This window comes from Gordonia sp. DT30, from assembly GCF_049844915.1.
GTDB lineage: Bacteria > Actinomycetota > Actinomycetes > Mycobacteriales > Mycobacteriaceae > Gordonia.
The window spans coordinates 112,652-129,263 of the sequence record NZ_JBNCLY010000007.1; the positions used below are offsets into that span (position 1 = coordinate 112,652).

22 protein-coding genes and 1 tRNA gene are annotated in these 16,612 nt (G+C 67.1%); 15 read left to right on the forward strand and 8 right to left on the reverse strand.

The window, feature by feature from the left end; all coding sequences use genetic code 11:
- Positions 1-446 precede the first annotated feature (446 nt).
- The 9 genes from ACLQ3C_RS09230 to ACLQ3C_RS09270 all read left to right on the forward strand — a co-directional run bounded on the left by ACLQ3C_RS09230 (position 447) and on the right by ACLQ3C_RS09270 (position 7,325).
- A complete protein-coding gene (locus tag ACLQ3C_RS09230) occupies positions 447-1,586 on the forward strand; it encodes a site-specific integrase (RefSeq protein ID WP_425704756.1) in 1,140 nt (379 codons plus the stop codon).
- A 179-nt stretch (positions 1,587-1,765) separates the two neighbouring features.
- Positions 1,766-1,963, forward strand: coding sequence for a helix-turn-helix domain-containing protein (locus ACLQ3C_RS09235; protein WP_425704757.1), 198 nt, complete (start codon positions 1,766-1,768; stop codon positions 1,961-1,963).
- Positions 1,960-2,202 (forward strand): hypothetical protein, encoded by a 243-nt coding sequence (locus ACLQ3C_RS09240; RefSeq protein ID WP_425704758.1) that lies wholly within the window; start codon positions 1,960-1,962, stop codon positions 2,200-2,202. Before ACLQ3C_RS09235 ends, ACLQ3C_RS09240 begins: the two co-directional genes overlap by 4 nt.
- Positions 2,192-3,448: an AAA family ATPase gene (locus ACLQ3C_RS09245; protein ID WP_425704759.1), complete on the forward strand. Its 1,257-nt coding sequence runs from the start codon at positions 2,192-2,194 to the stop codon at positions 3,446-3,448. Before ACLQ3C_RS09240 ends, ACLQ3C_RS09245 begins: the two co-directional genes overlap by 11 nt.
- Before the next feature lie 760 nt (positions 3,449-4,208).
- Positions 4,209-4,442 (forward strand): hypothetical protein, encoded by a 234-nt coding sequence (locus ACLQ3C_RS09250; RefSeq protein WP_425704760.1) that lies wholly within the window; start codon positions 4,209-4,211, stop codon positions 4,440-4,442.
- A gap of 139 nt (positions 4,443-4,581) precedes the next feature.
- Positions 4,582-4,947 carry a hypothetical protein gene (locus ACLQ3C_RS09255; RefSeq protein WP_425704761.1) on the forward strand — a complete coding sequence of 122 codons (366 nt, stop codon included), beginning with the start codon at positions 4,582-4,584 and terminating at the stop codon, positions 4,945-4,947.
- Positions 4,948-5,207: 260 nt separating this feature from the next.
- Positions 5,208-6,422: a phage major capsid protein gene (locus ACLQ3C_RS09260; protein ID WP_425704762.1), complete on the forward strand. Its 1,215-nt coding sequence runs from the start codon at positions 5,208-5,210 to the stop codon at positions 6,420-6,422.
- 7 nt (positions 6,423-6,429) lie between these two features.
- Entirely contained in the window at positions 6,430-6,600 is a 171-nt protein-coding gene (locus tag ACLQ3C_RS09265; RefSeq protein ID WP_425704763.1) for a hypothetical protein, read from the forward strand.
- On the forward strand, positions 6,597-7,325 hold the full coding sequence (locus ACLQ3C_RS09270; RefSeq protein ID WP_425704764.1) for a hypothetical protein: 729 nt from the start codon (positions 6,597-6,599) through the stop codon (positions 7,323-7,325). The genes ACLQ3C_RS09265 and ACLQ3C_RS09270 overlap by 4 nt, the downstream gene beginning before the upstream one ends.
- A 207-nt stretch (positions 7,326-7,532) precedes the next feature.
- Here the strand turns inward: ACLQ3C_RS09270 and ACLQ3C_RS09275 are convergent, their stop codons facing one another.
- From ACLQ3C_RS09275 to ACLQ3C_RS09295, 5 genes are all read right to left on the reverse strand, one after another.
- Positions 7,533-7,724 carry a hypothetical protein gene (locus ACLQ3C_RS09275; protein ID WP_425704765.1) on the reverse strand — a complete coding sequence of 64 codons (192 nt, stop codon included), beginning with the start codon at positions 7,722-7,724 and terminating at the stop codon, positions 7,533-7,535.
- Between the two features lie 367 nt (positions 7,725-8,091).
- A complete protein-coding gene (locus ACLQ3C_RS09280; protein ID WP_425704766.1) occupies positions 8,092-8,295 on the reverse strand; it encodes a hypothetical protein in 204 nt (67 codons plus the stop codon).
- Positions 8,292-8,507: a hypothetical protein gene (locus ACLQ3C_RS09285; RefSeq protein ID WP_425704767.1), complete on the reverse strand. Its 216-nt coding sequence runs from the start codon at positions 8,505-8,507 to the stop codon at positions 8,292-8,294. Before ACLQ3C_RS09285 ends, ACLQ3C_RS09280 begins: the two co-directional genes overlap by 4 nt.
- A gap of 270 nt (positions 8,508-8,777) precedes the next feature.
- Positions 8,778-8,849, reverse strand: a tRNA-Gln gene (locus tag ACLQ3C_RS09290).
- Positions 8,850-8,941: 92 nt separating this feature from the next.
- A complete protein-coding gene (locus tag ACLQ3C_RS09295) occupies positions 8,942-9,697 on the reverse strand; it encodes an SDR family oxidoreductase (protein WP_425704768.1) in 756 nt (251 codons plus the stop codon).
- Between the two features lie 197 nt (positions 9,698-9,894).
- On the opposite strand from ACLQ3C_RS09295, the gene glmU reads away from it, so the two are divergent.
- The 3 genes from glmU to arsC all read left to right on the forward strand — a co-directional run bounded on the left by glmU (position 9,895) and on the right by arsC (position 12,837).
- Positions 9,895-11,382, forward strand: a complete 1,488-nt coding sequence (gene glmU, locus ACLQ3C_RS09300; protein WP_425704769.1) for a bifunctional UDP-N-acetylglucosamine diphosphorylase/glucosamine-1-phosphate N-acetyltransferase GlmU — start codon at positions 9,895-9,897, stop codon at positions 11,380-11,382.
- Positions 11,383-11,454: 72 nt separating this feature from the next.
- A complete protein-coding gene (locus ACLQ3C_RS09305) occupies positions 11,455-12,432 on the forward strand; it encodes a ribose-phosphate diphosphokinase (protein WP_425704770.1) in 978 nt (325 codons plus the stop codon).
- Between the two features lie 63 nt (positions 12,433-12,495).
- Positions 12,496-12,837 (forward strand): arsenate reductase (glutaredoxin), encoded by a 342-nt coding sequence (arsC, locus tag ACLQ3C_RS09310; protein ID WP_425704771.1) that lies wholly within the window; start codon positions 12,496-12,498, stop codon positions 12,835-12,837.
- 17 nt (positions 12,838-12,854) lie between these two features.
- Here arsC and ACLQ3C_RS09315 read toward each other — a convergent pair whose 3' ends face one another.
- The 3 genes from ACLQ3C_RS09315 to ACLQ3C_RS09325 form a co-directional block, all read right to left on the reverse strand.
- A complete protein-coding gene (locus ACLQ3C_RS09315) occupies positions 12,855-13,265 on the reverse strand; it encodes a DUF2752 domain-containing protein (protein ID WP_425704772.1) in 411 nt (136 codons plus the stop codon).
- Positions 13,266-13,334: 69 nt separating this feature from the next.
- Positions 13,335-13,469: a hypothetical protein gene (locus tag ACLQ3C_RS09320; protein WP_425704773.1), complete on the reverse strand. Its 135-nt coding sequence runs from the start codon at positions 13,467-13,469 to the stop codon at positions 13,335-13,337.
- Between the two features lie 27 nt (positions 13,470-13,496).
- Positions 13,497-13,952 (reverse strand): limonene-1,2-epoxide hydrolase family protein, encoded by a 456-nt coding sequence (locus tag ACLQ3C_RS09325; RefSeq protein WP_425704774.1) that lies wholly within the window; start codon positions 13,950-13,952, stop codon positions 13,497-13,499.
- A 271-nt stretch (positions 13,953-14,223) separates the two neighbouring features.
- On the opposite strand from ACLQ3C_RS09325, the gene ACLQ3C_RS09330 reads away from it, so the two are divergent.
- The 3 genes from ACLQ3C_RS09330 to ACLQ3C_RS09340 are packed head-to-tail and all read left to right on the forward strand — an operon-like array spanning position 14,224 to position 16,601.
- On the forward strand, positions 14,224-14,847 hold the full coding sequence (locus ACLQ3C_RS09330; protein WP_425704775.1) for a 50S ribosomal protein L25/general stress protein Ctc: 624 nt from the start codon (positions 14,224-14,226) through the stop codon (positions 14,845-14,847).
- A gap of 56 nt (positions 14,848-14,903) precedes the next feature.
- A complete protein-coding gene (pth, locus tag ACLQ3C_RS09335) occupies positions 14,904-15,470 on the forward strand; it encodes an aminoacyl-tRNA hydrolase (RefSeq protein ID WP_425704776.1) in 567 nt (188 codons plus the stop codon).
- Between the two features lie 60 nt (positions 15,471-15,530).
- Positions 15,531-16,601, forward strand: coding sequence for a beta-ketoacyl-ACP synthase 3 (locus ACLQ3C_RS09340; RefSeq protein WP_425704777.1), 1,071 nt, complete (start codon positions 15,531-15,533; stop codon positions 16,599-16,601).
- Positions 16,602-16,612: the final 11 nt, after the last annotated feature.

Here is a 16,612-nt window from a genome sequence, read left to right on the forward strand (position 1 = left end):
ACGGCTATATGAAAGGACGTCCGCACTTTGATCGTCGATCAAGGCGGTGAGATCGGCTCCGCCGATGAATGCCATTAGCACATGATCCCCCAGGATCGGCCGACGTGAGTTAGCTCGTATCGAGTGTCGGGAAGCAATTCGTCCCCGTAACCCACCTCCGCGCTCGCTGAGATGCAAAGCGGCCACAGAACGAGGAAGTTCGATGGTGCGCGATATCGACACTTAGTCGACACGAGGGTTGCGGCGCGTGAGCAAAACCGGCTCTGAGCTGGTCTTTCTCGTTGCTCCCCCACCAGGACTCGAACCGGGTGACCGTATCGGGCGATTTATAGTTGTCCACCTGCGGCAATAGACATGGTCTGCGCAGGTGAGGGATAATGTACACGTCACAATCAATCACGGCAATTACCAGCGCCAAACAGCGCTTAGGGTGCAGCAGGGGTGCAATGTCCAGGGCAAAGAAGTCCACTCGCCGATCCTTCGGGAAGATTCGCCAAGAACGATCCGGCCGGTATCAGGCATCGTATGTCGGGCAGGATGCGCGTCGACACACAGCGCCGCACACGTTCACCGCCAAGCTCGACGCCGAGGGCTGGCTGTCTCTCGAACGCCGACTCATCGAGCACGGCGAGTGGACTCCCCCGGCGCTGCGGACCGAGCAGAAGGCCGCCCGCGCGATCACGCTTCGGGAGTTCGCCGAGAAGTGGATCGACGAGCGCGGGGTGGCCCCGAAGACACGCGCCTTGTACCGGCGCCTACTCGATTCGCGCATCCTTCCGCACCTCGGTGACGAAGTGCTCGCCGACATCACACCGGCCGTGATTCGCACGTGGTGGGCCGCACTCGGCACCGATAACACACCGACGTCCTCGGCGCAGGCGTACGCGCTCGCACGCACCATCTTCGGCACTGCGGTCACTGACGGACTGATCACTGCGAATCCGTGCCAGATCAGGGGCGCCGGGAGGTCGCCGCGCCGCCGGGATCTCGAACTGCTGACGGTCGCCGAGCTTGACCGGGTCGCCGCGATGCTGCCCGAAACCTACGGCCTATTCGTCGTCGTGTCGGCCTGGTGCGGGCTCCGGTTCGGTGAGGTAATCGAACTGCGCCGCAAGGATGTTCAGGTCACCGAGGACGGCATGGTGTTGCGTATCCGGCGGGCCGCCACTCTGGTCGATGGAAAGCTGCACGTCGGCAAGCCGAAAACCGAGGCCGGCATCCGTGACGTGCACGTGCCGCCGCATGTCGCGCGGCGCCTCACCGACCACATGAGGCGCCATACCGGGCGCGGCGGTGAGTCCTTCGTATTCCGTAGCCGCAACGGGACGAGGCTGGCCGCCGGGACGGTCACGAAGCCGTTCAAGGCTGCGGTTCGATCGGTGGGCAAACCGACGTTCCGCATTCACGATCTCCGGCACGTCGGCGCTGTGCTCGCCGCCCAGTCCGGCGCAACCACAAAGGAGCTCATGGGGAGGCTTGGACATACCACTCCCGAGATGGCGATGAGGTATCAGCACGTGGCCGCCGGTCGTGATGCGGAGATCGCTCGACGGCTGTCCAAGCTGGCCGAAGATCCCACTATGTGAGATCCGCGGTGCCCTCAACAAGTCGCATAGCCTACCCGGTGAGCGGGTAAACACGAGGTCACAGCGTCGCGTTTTTCTGTGCCACAACGGTTTTCGTCGGTTCTGCGAGTGCGCAACGGCGTCGGCGTGTTCTAGCTTGTGTCAGCAAGCGAAACCCACTGACACAGGAGGTACCGGCCATGCCGAACCCCAAGAACACCAACACCAAGATGGTGACCGTGAACGAGGCCGCCGAGATGCTCGGCGTACACCGCAACACCATTCGCACCTGGATCGCATCCGGCGCGATCCGTGCCCAACGACTGGGGCCGCGCATGATTCGAATCCGGGTCGCCGACATCGAGGCAGTGATCCAGCCGGTCGGCGGCGCGGCGTGACCGACTACGCCAACACCGCGAGATCCATACTCCTCGAAGCGACACCGACGTTTCGCTGGTCGGACAAGGTTCCGGCCGCGAAACAGGACGAGATCGCGCGCGCAGCGTGGTCCGCGATCGTGGACGCGCTCGGACGCTCCGACCTGTGGGGCGACATAGCGCACGCGGTAATGGTCGCCGCGCTCCCGAAACTCACTGCCGAGGAAATCGCCGAACTGGTCGAGTTCAGTGACGAGTGAGGGCATATCCGACGACCGGGCCGCCGAGTTGTCGGTGCTCAGCTTTCAGGCGCGATACCTCGCCGATCACGGATTCACTGTCACACCACCGGCCGAGTTGGCCGACACCGATCAACTCGCGCTTGAATCGCCGACGGTGCGGGCGATGGCCGAACGTCTGGCCGCGAACGACCGCGCCCGGCAGCTCGTGGAGGCGCAGAAGTCACGGCAGGCGATCCTAGACGGCACGTTCACAGACTTGCTGGTCGACGGGCACAAGTTCCTCACCGACGAGCCGGAAGGTGTCGAATCATTCTGGGGCGCAGGCGATAACGTGCTGTGGGCGGCCGGTGAGTCTCTCATCATCGCCGGTCCGCAGGGTGTCGGGAAAACGACGACCGCAGGAAACCTTGTGCGGGGAATGATCTCCGATGAGGTGGCCGAGCTGTGGGGCCTGCCCGTTCGATGCGCCCAGCGTGTGTTGTACCTGGCAATGGACCGACCCCGGCAGCTCGCGCGGTCGATTCGCCGACAACTGCATGAGGTCGATCCCGAGATCCTGCGCGGGCGACTCGTCGTGTGGAAGGGACCGCCGCCCCACGACCTCGCGCGTCATCCGGCGCTACTCACCGAGATGGCCGAGCGCGCGGAGGCTGACGTGGTGGTCGTCGATTCCCTCAAGGATGCGGCGATCGGGCTCAGTGATGACGAGGTTGGCGCCGGGTGGAATCGGGCGCGGCAGCAGCTCCTCGTGACGGGGCGCCAGATCGCCGAGCTACACCACCTCAAGAAGGTGACGCGCGAACGCGGCGACAAGGGGCCGCCGGTCGACATCGACACGTTGTACGGCTCGACCTGGCTTACGTCCGGCGCGGGGTCGGTGCTGTTGCTGAGCGGCAACCCGGGAGATCCGATTGTGACGGCCCGACACCTCAAACAGCCCGTGAACGAGATCGGACCGCTGACGCTCGTGCACAACGCCGACGGTTCGACGGAGGTGCGCCGAGGCGCCGAGCTGCTGACGTTGGCGCGCGGAGGACTGACGGCCCGCGCTGCGGCGCAGGCGATGTTCGAGACGGAGCGGCCGAGTCGCGCACAGGTCGAGAAGGCGCGCCGGAAGCTCGACGAGTACGAGCGCGCCGGGCGGATGCACTCGGACGGGAGTAGCCCGAATGTGTGGTGGTCGGACCCCGAGGCCGACGTGCAGGCGCGTCACGACGACCTCGGCGCGCAGATACTCCCGTTCACGGCCTCGAATGAGCAGTGATCGACAAGTGCGCAGGTCAGAGCATTGATTCCGGCCCTCACGCCACGGGATCACGCCGGGGTCACGCAAGGGTCACGCGCCCATGGTGGCGATAGGAAAAGCGCAGGTCAGAGGCTTGCGTCGGTGTCACGCGGGGGTCACGCAGGGTTACCGTCGGCAACGTCACGCATGACGTCACGCGCTGTCACGCCAAACTCATAACCGCAGGTCACAGCGTCACGCATAGCGTCACGCACCCTCACGCGCCACTCACACACACATAGGTCACGTTTCGCCCCCCTCTATAGAGGGGGCGAACGGACAGTGCCGAGGTCACGGAACCAACGACAAGGAACAACACATGAACCGACACCAGAGACGACACCAGGGACGCGCCAAAGGCCATCGAGGCAAGCGCATCGACCCCGCGCTCATCGACGCCGTAGCACGATGCCCCGATTGCTCATCGACCTACGACGTGACCAGGGACGCGCTCGGGATCACACATGTATGGACCCGCCATGACGACACGTGCCCGCGCTACAGGGCGATGCAGGCAAAAAGGCCGGCCGACTCCGATTCCAAAAAGGCGGCCCCGGCCGACCTCGCCGACCCGACAGGCCGGGGGGTGGCAACCATCTCGGCGATCGCACTCAGGAGACCGGTCCGCCAGCCCGGCTCGAACCGCTGAGAGTTGTTTGCAAACGGCCAGGTCTGGCCCAGAAACACGAGGAGAACCATTGTGAAGTACCCAAGTTTATGTGCGAAGTGTGGAACTTCGTTGACGCAATCCCGAGGCAGGCCGACGCGCTGGTGCTCGTCGGGGTGCAAGGCGGCCGGTGAGGCCGAGATCCGGCGGCTCGGAACGATACTAGCCAAGTTCGAGGAGGGCCGGGCTGTCGACGCGCTGAACGGGCACACCGATCAGCGCCGCGCCGAGGTCATCGCCGATCTGTCCGGCCGCCTCGATCGGCTCTACGGCGTCGAGGTGCAGGAGGTGGCCGCCGATGAGTGATCCGGCCGCGACCGCGCGCCAACGGCTGGCCCTCGCCATTGTGTCGGGGGCGCCACCGGCTTCGGTGGTGCACTTGGCGCGTGGCCTCCGTGATACGGCCGCCCAGTTACCGGTCTCAGACGTACGCAGAGCGACGTTCATGGCTTGCGCTGAACAACTTGTGGCCCAGCACGGCGCGCTCGGCTCAGCGGCCGCCCTGGCGGCCCGTGCGACCGCTCTGGTCGCACGGGCCGACGAGCTAGACCGGCGTGAGCTGATCGGTGGCATACCGACGGCGGTCCGCGCAGTGTTCCGGGCGGCCGAGTCCGCCCATGGGGCAGCGCTTGCCGCCGCAGGGCTCCGCCTACTCGAAGCCTGCGACCTCGACGATGGCAATCCGCTCGCCGAGGTCGCCGCGCATCTGGCCGCCGAGTCGATTCTGTGGGGCTGCGGGTGCGCCAATGCCGAGGCGTTCGCCTTGGCGGCCAAGGCGTTCAGCATGGTGCGCGCGGCGGTGGCAATATAGTGACGCGGCCCGGCGCCGCGTGCCACGATGGCAATCGAGGCGCCGATGCGCCGCCCCGTCTTCGGTACCCGCCCCCGCAAAGGGCCGCTACCGGACCGGGCGCCCAGTGGCCTCACACGGTGTGTCTGCCCGGCCGGTCTGCAAACCGGCCGGGACACGCACACCACCGGCTTGCAGGCCGCGAAAGGCACACCGGCAACATCTATTTTTCATGCCCGAAATATCCACGGGTGCAACACCTTTCACCCATAGGGGTCAAATTGAATACCATTGACTGGGCGGCTGAACTGGCTGCCGCAAAACACTCGACAGTCCGCGCGTCTGCCCTGGCCCGTGAGCTGCGATCGGCGATCAAGGCTGCCAGCGGTGGCGCCGGGTCGGTCACTGTGAAGTCCGCGAAGCTCAGCGAGTTGTCCGGGTATGTCGACCAGCTCACCGCGATCCGCGCCGAGCACAACAAGGCTGCCCGCACTCGCGGGCTGCTCAACGACGGCATGGCATCGGCCGACGGTGCCGCCCACGGCGTCACCGTCGGCAAGTTCGGCGCGCCGCAGTTGGCGCTCGATCCCGAGCAGATCAGCGGCATGTTCGAGGCCCTGCAGACCCGCTCGCAGTACCGCGCGACCGTCAAGGACGTCGCCAGCGTGTCTGGCCAGCTTCCGCCGACTCTGCGGCCCGGCATCGTGCCCCGGTCGCTCGAACCGACCCGAGTTGCCGCACACCTGCCGACCGAGGCCCTCGGCGCGCCCACCACGCGCATCCTGCAGCACACCTCGACCACCGGCGCCGCCGGCACCGTTGCTCCGGGTGCTACGAAGCCTGCGGCCGGAATCAACGTCACTCCGCTCGACATCACGGCGCGCAAGGTCGCGGTGACCACGTCGGTCGTCGACGAAGACCTGGCCGACGTCGACTCGTTCGCCAGCTACCTGCAGAACGCGCTCACCGCGCTGCTGATCGACGCCGAGAACGCGCAACTTCTCACCGGCGACGGCACCGGCACGAATCTGCTCGGACTGTTCAACACCACCGGCGCGCTCACGACGGCCGTCGACGGCTCGGCTACTCCGGCCGAGATCGGTATCGACGCCATTGAGCGGGGCATCACCTTGCTTCGCACCGGGGCCAGCTTCGCCGAGGCCGATCTGATCGTGGCGAATCCGACCACGTTCTCGGCGCTGCGCCGATCGAAGGACGGCACCGGCCGCTACTACTTGAACCCGGACCCGACGGCCGACGAGGCATCCAAGTTGTGGGGTATCGACGTCGTACTGACCACGCAGTGCCCGGCCGGGAAGGTGTTGATTGCCGACACCTCGGCGACGAGTCTGTTTGTCCGCGAAGGCATCTCTGTTCGTATGGGACCGTACGGCGCCGGGGACTTCACCTCGAACAAGACGACCTTCATCGTCGAGGAGCGCCTAGCCCTCGGCGTCACCAAACCGTCGTCCCTGTGCATCGTCACGGGGCTCTGATCGCGCCGTGCAAGAGACCACAGTGGACGTGATCGTCACCGAGGGCATCCAGGTATTCGACGGCGTACTGATTCGGGTCGGCGGCCAGCGCGCCACTGTGCCCGCGTCGGTGGCCGCCAAGTGGATCGAGCACGGTTTTGCGGCGGCCGCCGCCGCCGACAAGGAGGTGCAGGCATGACCCGAACCAAGTCGGCGACGGCCACGCTGCGCCCGACGGATAGCGCGGCCGACGCCGGTCCCGGCTCGTTCGAGGGTGTGCTCTCGGCTCCGAGCCGGGACCGGGACGGCGACGTGCTGCACCCGGACGGGTGGCAGCAGCCACTACCCGATCAGATCCCGATCTCCATGGACCATGACATGAGCGTCGGCGGGGTGATCGGCTCGGCACAGCCTTACCTCGACAGCGCCGGAAACCTTTGCGTTCGAGGCGTATTCGCGGACACCGAGCAAGGCCAGCGCGTCCGGCAGCTCGTCGCGGCCGGCCACCTCCGTGGCCTGTCCGTCGAGTTCCTGGACCACGGCGACGGCACGCGGGATCTACTCGGCGGGAGCGTCGTATATGCCCCGGCGAACGCCGACGCGCGCGTGACCGCCGCCAAGTCGGTTGCCGCCCCGGCCGACGACGGCGATGCGCCGCAGGTCGAGATCGACGGCGACCAGCTCGCGCAGTTCATCTCGGATGTGGCAGCACTGCAGGGCCTCGGCGCGGCCGATCTACCCGCCGCGCTGCAGGTCGTGAGCGATCAGCTTGACGCGCTGGCCCCGTGGCTCGCCGACGGCGATGCGACCACCGACGACGATGCTGACCTGTCCGGCGCGGCCGACGGGGCCAACGCGGTGAAGTCGGCGGCTGTCGACCTCACGGCGAAGTCACTACTTGCCGAGCTGGCCGTATTCGACTGACTCGCAACAACTTCGGCGTCAAGCTCCGGCCGGGGGGGCTCATATTCCCTGCCCCGGCCAAGTATCGACGGCCCACGATCCCCACACCTCGCGGTAGCCAAGGGGAGGTCGTACGAGCGCCGCGCCGGTAGAAAGGCACCGGTAGAAAGGCAACAGACCCCCGAGTCCATCACGGACACTCGGGGGTCTGTTTGCGCGTGCGGTCCGCTACTGGGACCGGATGCGTTCGGAGATGTCGATACCGGTGAGGATCGACAGGGCGACCTCACGGGCGCGGCCGGGTGTAATCGGCTGGCAGAGTCTCGACTCGGCACACTGTTCGAGGGTCATCTCCCCGTCGACGGTCACGAACACACCGTCATCTCCCCGGCGCATCGCGTACTCGATCTGATCTGCCATCGTGTTGTCTCACTTTCTGTTTGGGTGTGGTGGGCTCACCGACAACGGACTGCCCTACGGGCAGGCGGGTGCCGGTGTCGATCCCTCACACCGTCGACCCACGAGTCCATAGCCGCATATCGCATCTGCGCAACACCGATCGCCACCCGACCCGAGGGGCAGGCGGTACCGCTGTGGCACCGGGTCGCGATTCGCGAGGTCGTGATCGGTGGCCCTCGTCGACGTCGAGGGACTGGGCTACGTCGAGCAGGCTGGTTTACGTCGGGCTCTGCGATGACGACGGGCACACGGTCCGAAGCGGGTTGTGTGCTCAGCGCCCCGGTGCGCTTCGACGCGCGTACGGCTCGACCGCCGGGGCTGTGGGGATCTAGGGCAGCGCTGTGCGCAATCCCGCGCGATAGCCCGCGTCATACAAGGGATCGTCGTCGGGGTCGGGCTGGACGCGCAGAATTGCTCGGACGACGTCCTGCAGCACGGGGCCGGGCAGCTCGTCGAGGTCGTCGGCGGCGCGCTGGTAGCCCAGCGACCACCGATCGGCGGTCGGATTCCCCGCGCTCGTGTGCGCGCTCATCGCGGGCCGCCCGCATACTGCTGGGCGGCCCGCATCGCCTGCGTGAGACGCCGATGGGCGGCCGAGTCCGGGTCTCGGAGGTTCTGGGCGGTGACGTCGTCGAACTGCCACACCGCGTCCCTCAACTCGGAGAGCACATACTCGGGTGCCCGACCGGCCGCAGCGTCGAGCAGTACCCACGCGCGCTCGATCAGTCCGTCGGCCGCGCTCATCGGGCGTACCAACCGAGGTGCATGGCGACGTCGAACGCGCCGAGGGGGAGGAAGTACAGGGCCAGCGCGAAGGTGACCGCGCCGAGGTAGGTGAATATGCTGGTCGAACGATTCATGCGGGGCTCTCCGTATGGGTCGAGGCCCTCGTCAGTGTTAGCGCACTGACCAGGGCCGCCCTTACCGATCACCAGGTCCAAAAGGTGCGGATGAGATGCACGGACCGAATTGGGAGCGAACCGAAACCCGCATCTAGCTGCGGATATGGCGTTGCTCCCCCACCAGGACTCGAACCTGGAATGCCTGAACCAAAATCAGAAGTGTTGCCGATTACACCATGGGGGATTGTTGCGGACCCGATTGTGCCACAGCGCTACGCACGGGTCCGCATCGATTCCCGCGCACGCGCCGACTCGCGGTGCGCGGGAACGCAGACCTCAGTCCTTCGGACCACCGGCGACGTAGACCACCTGGCCGGAGACGAATCCGGCGCCCTCGCTGATGAAGAACGATGCGGTGTGGGCGATGTCCTCGGGCACGCCGGTGCGGTTGACCGGGATCTCCGCGGCGGCGGCACGCTTGAAATCCTCGAACGGAACGCCGACCCGGGCAGCGGTGGCCGCGGTCATCTCGGTCTCGATGAAGCCGGGGGCGATGGCGTTGGCGGTGACGCCGAACTTGCCGAGCTCGATGGCGAGGGTCTTGGTGAAGCCCTGCATACCCGCCTTGGCCGCGGAGTAGTTGGACTGACCGCGGTTACCCAGCGCCGAGGTGCTCGACAGGTTCACGATGCGACCCCAGCCCGCGTCGACCATGTGCTTCTGCGCGGCCTTCGTGACGTTGAACGCGCCGCGCAGGTGGACGGCCATCACGGTGTCCCAGTCGTCCACGCTCATCTTGAACAGCAGGTTGTCGCGCAGCACGCCGGCGTTGTTGACCACGACGGTCGGGGCACCGAGCTCGGCGACGACCTTGTCCACCGCCGCGCCGACCGACGCCTCGTCGGACACGTCCGCGCCCACGGCGATGGCCTTGCCGCCCGCGTCGGTGATGGCCTTGACGGTGTCGGCGCAGGCCGCCTCGTCGAGATCGAGCACGGCGACGGCGAGTCCGTCGGCGGCGAGTCGTTTGGCGACGGCCGCGCCGATCCCGCGTGCCGAACCGGTCACGATTGCTGTCTTCTGGGTGCTCATCGGCTTCCCTTCATTGGTTTCCGTCGAGTGTGACGTGAGTCCCTTTGGTTCTATCAGGCAGCGTTCGCACCGGGGGATGGGGTCGGGCGCCGCGAACCACTCAGTAGTATCCAGACGTTGCCCGCGCGGCGAAGCCCGATACGGGACCGCCCGACTCTCGCCCGAACTCACCGGACCCAGCTCCATCGGAGGTCTACATGACACAGACGTCCCCGACGACGACCGCCGTCATCGTCCTCGCCGCCGGAGCGGGCACGCGGATGCGGTCGAAGACGCCGAAGATCCTGCACACCATCGCCGGACGCACGCTCGTCGGACACGCCCTGCACGGCGCCGACGGCATCGCCCCCACGCATCTGGTCGCCGTCGTCGGCCACGAACGTGAACGCGTGTCCGACTCGATCACCGCGACCGCCAAGGGACTCGGCACCGGCGTCACCATCGCCGTGCAGGACGCGCCGCTCGGTACCGGCGACGCCGCCCGGGCCGGGCTCACCGCGCTGCCCGGCGACTTCGACGGCACCGTCGTCGTCACCGCCGCCGACGTCCCGCTGCTCGACGCGCCGACCCTGCGGGCCCTCGTCGAGACCCACGCCGCCGACGGCGGGGCCGCGGTGACCGTCACGGGATTCACCGCCGAGGACCCGAACGGCTACGGCCGGATCGTCCGTGACGGCGACGGGAACGTCCACGCAATCGTCGAACACAAGGACGCCTCGCCCGAGCAACTCGCCATCACAGAGCTCAACGCCGGGGTATACGCCTTCGACGCGGCCACCCTGCGTACTGCGCTGGCCGGTCTCTCGACAAACAACGAGCAGGGCGAGTTCTACCTCACCGACGTCGTGGAGATCGCCCGAAACCACGGAAAAGCCGTGCGCGCCTTCACTATCGGCGATCCGATGCTCGTCGCCGGCTGCAACGATCGCGCCCAGCTCGCCGAGCTCGCCGCCGAACTCAACCGGCGCATCATCCGTCGCCATCAGCTCGCCGGGGTGACCGTCGCCGATCCCGCCACCACCTGGATCGACATCGACGTCACGATCGGGGAGGACGTGCGCATCGATCCGGGAACCCAGCTGCACGGCGTCACCGCGATCGGTTCGGACGCCGTCGTCGGTCCCGATTCGACTCTCACCGACGTCGTCGTCGGCCGCGGCGCGCAGGTCATCCGGACCCACGGCAGCAATGCGGCGATCGGCGACGGCGCCTCGGTCGGTCCGTTCGCCTATCTGCGGCCGGGGACCATCCTGGGCGTCAACGGCAAGATCGGCACCTTCGTGGAGACGAAGAACGCGATCATCGGCGCGGGCAGCAAGGTGCCGCACCTCACCTACGTCGGGGATGCGTCGATCGGCGACCGATCGAACATCGGGGCGTCGAGCGTGTTCGTCAACTACGACGGCGTGAACAAGCATCAGACGGTCATCGGGTCGAACTGCCGGACCGGTTCTGACAACATGTTCGTCGCACCTGTGCAGGTCGGTGACGGCGCGTACACGGGTGCGGGTACCGTCGTGCGCGACGATGTCCCGCCCGGTGCGCTCGCGGTATCGGCGGGCGCGCAACGCAACATCGAGGAATGGGTGGTTCGCAAGCGGCCGGACACGGCCGCCGCGCAGGCCGCCCGCTCGGCCACCGAGACGCCCTCGACACCGACCATCGACGGACCCGCACCGTCGTAGCCCGCCCGACCCAGCAGTACCCGCCACGGCAACACCGACCACGACCAGCCAGCCCCGAGTAGAAGAGTTTTCATGACCTGGACGACCGACAACCAGAAGAACCTGATGCTGTTCTCGGGGCGTGCGCATCCCGAACTCGCTCAGGCCGTCGCCGACGAACTGGGCATCAAGCTGACTCCGCAGACCGCCCGCAACTTCGCCAACGGTGAGCTGTTCGTCCGCTTCGAGGAGTCGGTACGCGGATCGGATGCCTTCGTGCTGCAGAGCTGCCCGGCCCCGCTCAACGAGTGGGTGATGGAGGCGCTGATCATGATCGACGCGCTCAAGCGCGGGTCGGCCAAACGGATCAGCGTGATCCTGCCGTTCTACCCGTACGCCCGCCAGGACAAGAAGCACCGCGGCCGTGAACCCATCTCCGCTCGCCTCATCGCCGACCTGATGAAGACCGCGGGCGCCGACCGCATCATCACCGTCGACCTGCACACCGACCAGATCCAGGGCTTCTTCGACGGCCCGGTCGACCACATGCACGCGTTGGGTCAGCTCTCGGACTACGTGCGCGAGAAATACGGCACCGACAACATCGCCATCGTCTCCCCCGATTCCGGCCGCGTGCGCGTCGCCGAGAAGTGGGCCGATGCGCTCGGCGGCGCACCGGTCGCGTTCATCCACAAGACCCGTGACCCGTTGGTGGCCAACCAGGTCGTGGCACACCGCGTGGTCGGCGACGTCGAGGGCCGCACCTGCGTGCTCATCGACGACATGATCGACACCGGCGGCACCATCGCGGGCGCGGTGAGCAAACTCAAGGACGCGGGCGCCGGTGACGTCATCATCGCCACCACCCACGCCGTGTTCTCCGATCCGGCCACCGAACGGCTCGCCAACTGCGGTGCCACCGAGGTCATCGCCACCGACACGCTGCCGATCCCGCAGGACAAGCGCTTCGACACGCTCACCGTCCTGTCCATCGCCCCGCTGCTCGGCCAGACCATCCGCGAGGTATTCGAGAACGGTTCGGTGACAAGCCTTTTCGACGGCATCGCCTGAACCGGGGACGTCGGGGCGCGTCGCGGCGCACTCCCCCCGACGACCTCGAATAGGGTGTGAGTCGTGAAGGCGACGATCTACCACAACCCTCGGTGCTCGACCTCCCGCAAGGCCCTGGAGAAGTTGCGCGATGCGGGAATCGAACCCACCATCGTGAAATACCTCGACAAGCCCTACACGCGTCCGCAGCTCGAAGCGCTGCTCACCGACGCGGGCCTGAGCGCACAGCAGGCGGCCCGCAAACGCGAGGCGCTCTACAAAGAACTCGACCTCGCCGACGCGTCCGAGGACACGCTGCTCGACGAGATGGTTGCCCACCCCGTGCTCGTGGAGCGTCCCTTCGTCGTCACCGACAAGGGCACACGGCTGGGCCGTCCGATCGAATCGCTCGACGAGATCCTCTGAGCCGACCGGGATCTGGCTCAGATCGCCAGGATCAGCCGCACCACGGCGAAGATCACCCAGGCCACCGCGACGAGTTTGGTGACCGGATTCCACAACAACCGCGTGAGCGGTGGCGGCGGTCGGCGGGTGATGCGGCAGGCCAGCACGGCCACGGCGAGCGCCAGCACCGCCGCGACCATCGGCAGACCGAACGGATGCGCGGCGAACGACTGCGCCCAGTCGCCGTGGCAGGCATAGACCCACGCGCGGGTCAGCCCGCATCCGGGACACGGCAGGCCCGTCACCAGCCGGAACGGGCACAGAATCGGACCGTGCTCGATACCTGCCGACGGCAGCGCGCACGCCACGCCGACACCGACGACCCCGACGCCCGCGACCAGTTCACTGGCCGCGAGTCGCGGGGTCCGGGTCTCGGTGTCGACGGTCATGGTGGCGAATTCTGCCGACTCAGTCGGCCAACGGCCGTCCGTCGGAGTCGGTGACCTTGCCCGTCAGCATCATGATGCCGCGAGCGCCATCTGCTGCAGCTCGGCAATCCCGAGGGGGCCGTACTCCTGGCCGAGAACGTTGACGTAGAAGGAGCCGCCCGCGGGCTGGCCGTATCCATACGCAGGTGGTTGCTGGTAGGTCATGGGCGCCAATGCTAGGGGACGACGCCGTCATTCGGCGAGAGCATGTCCCGCTTTCGGGCTACCGTGCAGCGGACGCACCGCAGAGCCGATGACCAGCCTGAGCAGACCGCGCGCCAGCGCCTTGGTGATGTCGAAGTAGTCGAAGTAGTCCCGCCACACCGCGATTCGACCGTCGAGCACCTCGAATCGTCCGCAGACCCAGAACTGCAGCCGCAATCGGCCGAGGCTGATCTGGTCGACGCGTTCGGTCAACACCACCGTGTCGGCCGACGAGACGTTGACCATCCGGTAGTCGAAGGACACCGGTGAGGCGTCCATGCGTGCGAAGAGCCGGGCCACCTTGTTGCTCCCGCGGATCGTCGGCAGCGAGACGTTGGTGTAGACGACGTCGTCGGCGAGGTCGAGCGCGGCCGTGGCGCTGTCCCCGCGCGCCAGCGCATCGAGGAAGCCGGTCGCGGTGTCGATCGGGCTGCGTGAGGTCATGAAGGCCAGTATGCCCACCACGTGTGCGCGTCGCGACCGTATCGCCGAGACCAGGGCCACCCACCGTGATATGACATCGACGCAGCTCATCGGCTACGCTGTTCGGGTTGTCTCGGCGAGGGTGAGTGATCACCGTGATCGGCGCGGCCATCGCATGTCTCCTCCGGTGCGGACTCCGAGTGCACCTGGGCGGTCGTGATGTGGGCGTCGTCGCGCCGGGAAGCACCACCCCCGACCGGGCGATCCGGTCCCCGCACCAAGGAGAACATTCATGGCAACCCAGACCTCCGGCCTCGCCGTCACCATTCGCACCGAGAAGGGCAAGGGCGCCGCGCGCCGCGCCCGTCGCGCGGGCCAGGTGCCGGCCGTGCTCTACGGCCACGGCTCCGACCCGCAGCACCTGAGCATCCCGGCGCGTGAGTTCGCCGCGATCCTGCGCAACAACGGCATCAACGCCATCATCGATCTCGATGTCGACGGCACCAAGCAGCTCGCGCTGACCAAGCAGGTCGACGTCCACCCGATCCGCAACTACATCGAGCACGTCGACCTGCAGCTCATCCGGCGTGGCGAGAAGGTCAGCGTCGAGATCAACATCGTGGTCGAGGGCGACGCCGCCCCCGGCACGCTGGTCACCCAGGATGCCAACACGATCGAGGTCGAGGCCGACGTGCTCTCGATCCCCGAGCAGATCGTCGTCGACGTCGAGGGCAAGGACGCCGGCACCACCATCCACGGTTCGGATCTGGCACTGCCGGAGGGCGTCACCCTCATCTCCGATCCGGAGACCCTGATCGTCGCGATCAACGAGGCCGCCACCGCCGCCGACCGCGAGGCCGAGGCCGTCGAAGCCGGCGCCGAGGTGCCGACGGAATCGGCCAACGAGTCCGCGTGACCCCCAAGCGGGTGACCTCGGCTCACGGTGACAGTGCCGCACCGGGAGCCTGATACGTGAAACTCATCGTCGGACTTGGTAATCCGGGGACGAAGTACGAGCACACACGTCACAACATCGGTGCCATGGTCGCCGATCGTCTGGTCACCGCTGCCGGCGAGCGGTACACGGTGCACAAGCGCTCCGGCGCCCAGGTCGCATCGGTACCGCTCGCCGGCGGTTCGGTGTTGGTGGCCAAACCGCGCACCTACATGAACACCGCAGGCCGCCAGATCGGGCCGCTGGCCAAGTTCTACTCGGTCGCCCCCGCCGATCTGATCGTGCTGCATGACGAACTCGACATCGACTTCGGTCTGGTGCGGCTCAAACGGGGCGGCGGTGAGGGTGGCCACAACGGCCTGCGTTCACTCAGTCAGGCCATCGGCACCCGCGACTATCTGCGGGTCCGGCTCGGCATCGGCCGTCCCCCGGGACGGCAGGACCCCGCCGACTTCGTCCTCAAACCGTTCCCGTCGGCGGCCCGGGCCGAGGTCGACCTGCTGATCGAGCACGGTGCCGACGCCGTCGACCTGCTGCTCGGCCACGGCCTCGAGGCCGCGCAGAACACCGTGCACGCCTGGTGATATCTCGCTGCCGGATCACCGCATACAATCTCCCCCGGCGCAACACGAAGGGACCAACACGTGGCGAAACTCGCAGCGAACACCGGACATCAGAATGTCGCGATGCTAGGCATCGGCGCCTACCGGCCCCGGCGGCTGGTGAGCAACGACGAGGTGTGCGAGGTTCTCGACAGCTCGGACGAATGGATCTACGAGCGCAGCGGTGTTCGTAACCGACGCTGGATCAGTGGTGACGAGACCGCGCGGACGATGGCCGCCGCCGCCGCCGAACGTGCCATCAGCAACTCCGGCATCGCCAAGGACAAGATCGGCGCGCTGATCCTGGCCACCAACAGCTGGCGGACCAAGATCCCGCACGGCGGCCCCGTCGTCGCCTTCGATATCGGCCTCAACGGCATACCCGCCTACGACGTCGCCGCCGGGTGTGGCGGCTTCGGGTACGCACTCGGCGTCGCCGCCGACACCGTGCGGGCCGGGTCGGCCGAGTACGTCCTCGTGGTCGGCGTCGAGACGATGTCGGTGGTCATGGAACCCACCGACCGCAACACCGCCTTCATCTTCGGTGACGGTGCCGGTGCCGTCGTCGTCGGACCGAGCGAGGAGAACGGTATCTCCCCGACCGTCTGGGGTTCCGACGGCGAGAACGCCGAGGCCATCGGACAGAACTACGACATCCCCGACTACATGGACCGGGCGCAGGAGTATCAGCACAAGGATCCCGACACCGATCCCGTCGGCCGCATGGTGGTGACGATGCAGGGTTCGCGGGTGTTCCGCTGGGCGGCGATCACACTGCCGAAGGCACTCGCCGCCGTCATCGAGACCTCCGGGGTGGGCATCGATGACATCGAGGTCTTCGTCCCCCACCAGGCGAACGCACGGATCAACGAACTGATGAAGAAGAACCTCGGCTTCCCCGACGATCTGCCGATGGCCAACGACATCGAGAACACCGGCAACACGTCGGCCGCCTCGATTCCACTCGCCATGGAGGAGATGCTGGCCACCGGAAAGGCCCGCGGCGGACAGACCGCGATGCTGCTCGGCTTCGGCGCCGGCCTCTCGTATGCCGGCGCCGTCGTCACCCTGCCGCCGGCCCCGGCGATCACCAGCTTCGACGAGTTGGGCTGAGCGCGGCACAC

Bases quoted from the DNA above. Each gene is read 5' to 3' on its own strand.
- ACLQ3C_RS09230 (WP_425704756.1), top strand. From the start codon at position 447: ATGTCCAGGGCAAAGAAGTCCACTCGCCGATCCTTCGGGAAGATTCGC.
- ACLQ3C_RS09235 (WP_425704757.1), top strand. From the start codon at position 1,766: ATGCCGAACCCCAAGAACACCAACACCAAGATGGTGACCGTGAACGAG.
- ACLQ3C_RS09275 (WP_425704765.1), bottom strand. From the start codon at position 7,724: ATGGCAGATCAGATCGAGTACGCGATGCGCCGGGGAGATGACGGTGTG.
- ACLQ3C_RS09320 (WP_425704773.1), bottom strand. From the start codon at position 13,469: ATGACCTACCAGCAACCACCTGCGTATGGATACGGCCAGCCCGCGGGC.
- ACLQ3C_RS09255 (WP_425704761.1), top strand. From the start codon at position 4,582: ATGGCTTGCGCTGAACAACTTGTGGCCCAGCACGGCGCGCTCGGCTCA.
- ACLQ3C_RS09315 (WP_425704772.1), bottom strand. From the start codon at position 13,265: ATGACCGTCGACACCGAGACCCGGACCCCGCGACTCGCGGCCAGTGAA.
- glmU (WP_425704769.1), top strand. From the start codon at position 9,895: ATGACACAGACGTCCCCGACGACGACCGCCGTCATCGTCCTCGCCGCC.
- ACLQ3C_RS09280 (WP_425704766.1), bottom strand. From the start codon at position 8,295: ATGAGCGCGCACACGAGCGCGGGGAATCCGACCGCCGATCGGTGGTCG.
- ACLQ3C_RS09325 (WP_425704774.1), bottom strand. From the start codon at position 13,952: ATGACCTCACGCAGCCCGATCGACACCGCGACCGGCTTCCTCGATGCG.
- ACLQ3C_RS09295 (WP_425704768.1), bottom strand. From the start codon at position 9,697: ATGAGCACCCAGAAGACAGCAATCGTGACCGGTTCGGCACGCGGGATC.
- ACLQ3C_RS09270 (WP_425704764.1), top strand. From the start codon at position 6,597: ATGACCCGAACCAAGTCGGCGACGGCCACGCTGCGCCCGACGGATAGC.
- ACLQ3C_RS09330 (WP_425704775.1), top strand. From the start codon at position 14,224: ATGGCAACCCAGACCTCCGGCCTCGCCGTCACCATTCGCACCGAGAAG.
- ACLQ3C_RS09305 (WP_425704770.1), top strand. From the start codon at position 11,455: ATGACCTGGACGACCGACAACCAGAAGAACCTGATGCTGTTCTCGGGG.
- ACLQ3C_RS09285 (WP_425704767.1), bottom strand. From the start codon at position 8,507: ATGAGCGCGGCCGACGGACTGATCGAGCGCGCGTGGGTACTGCTCGAC.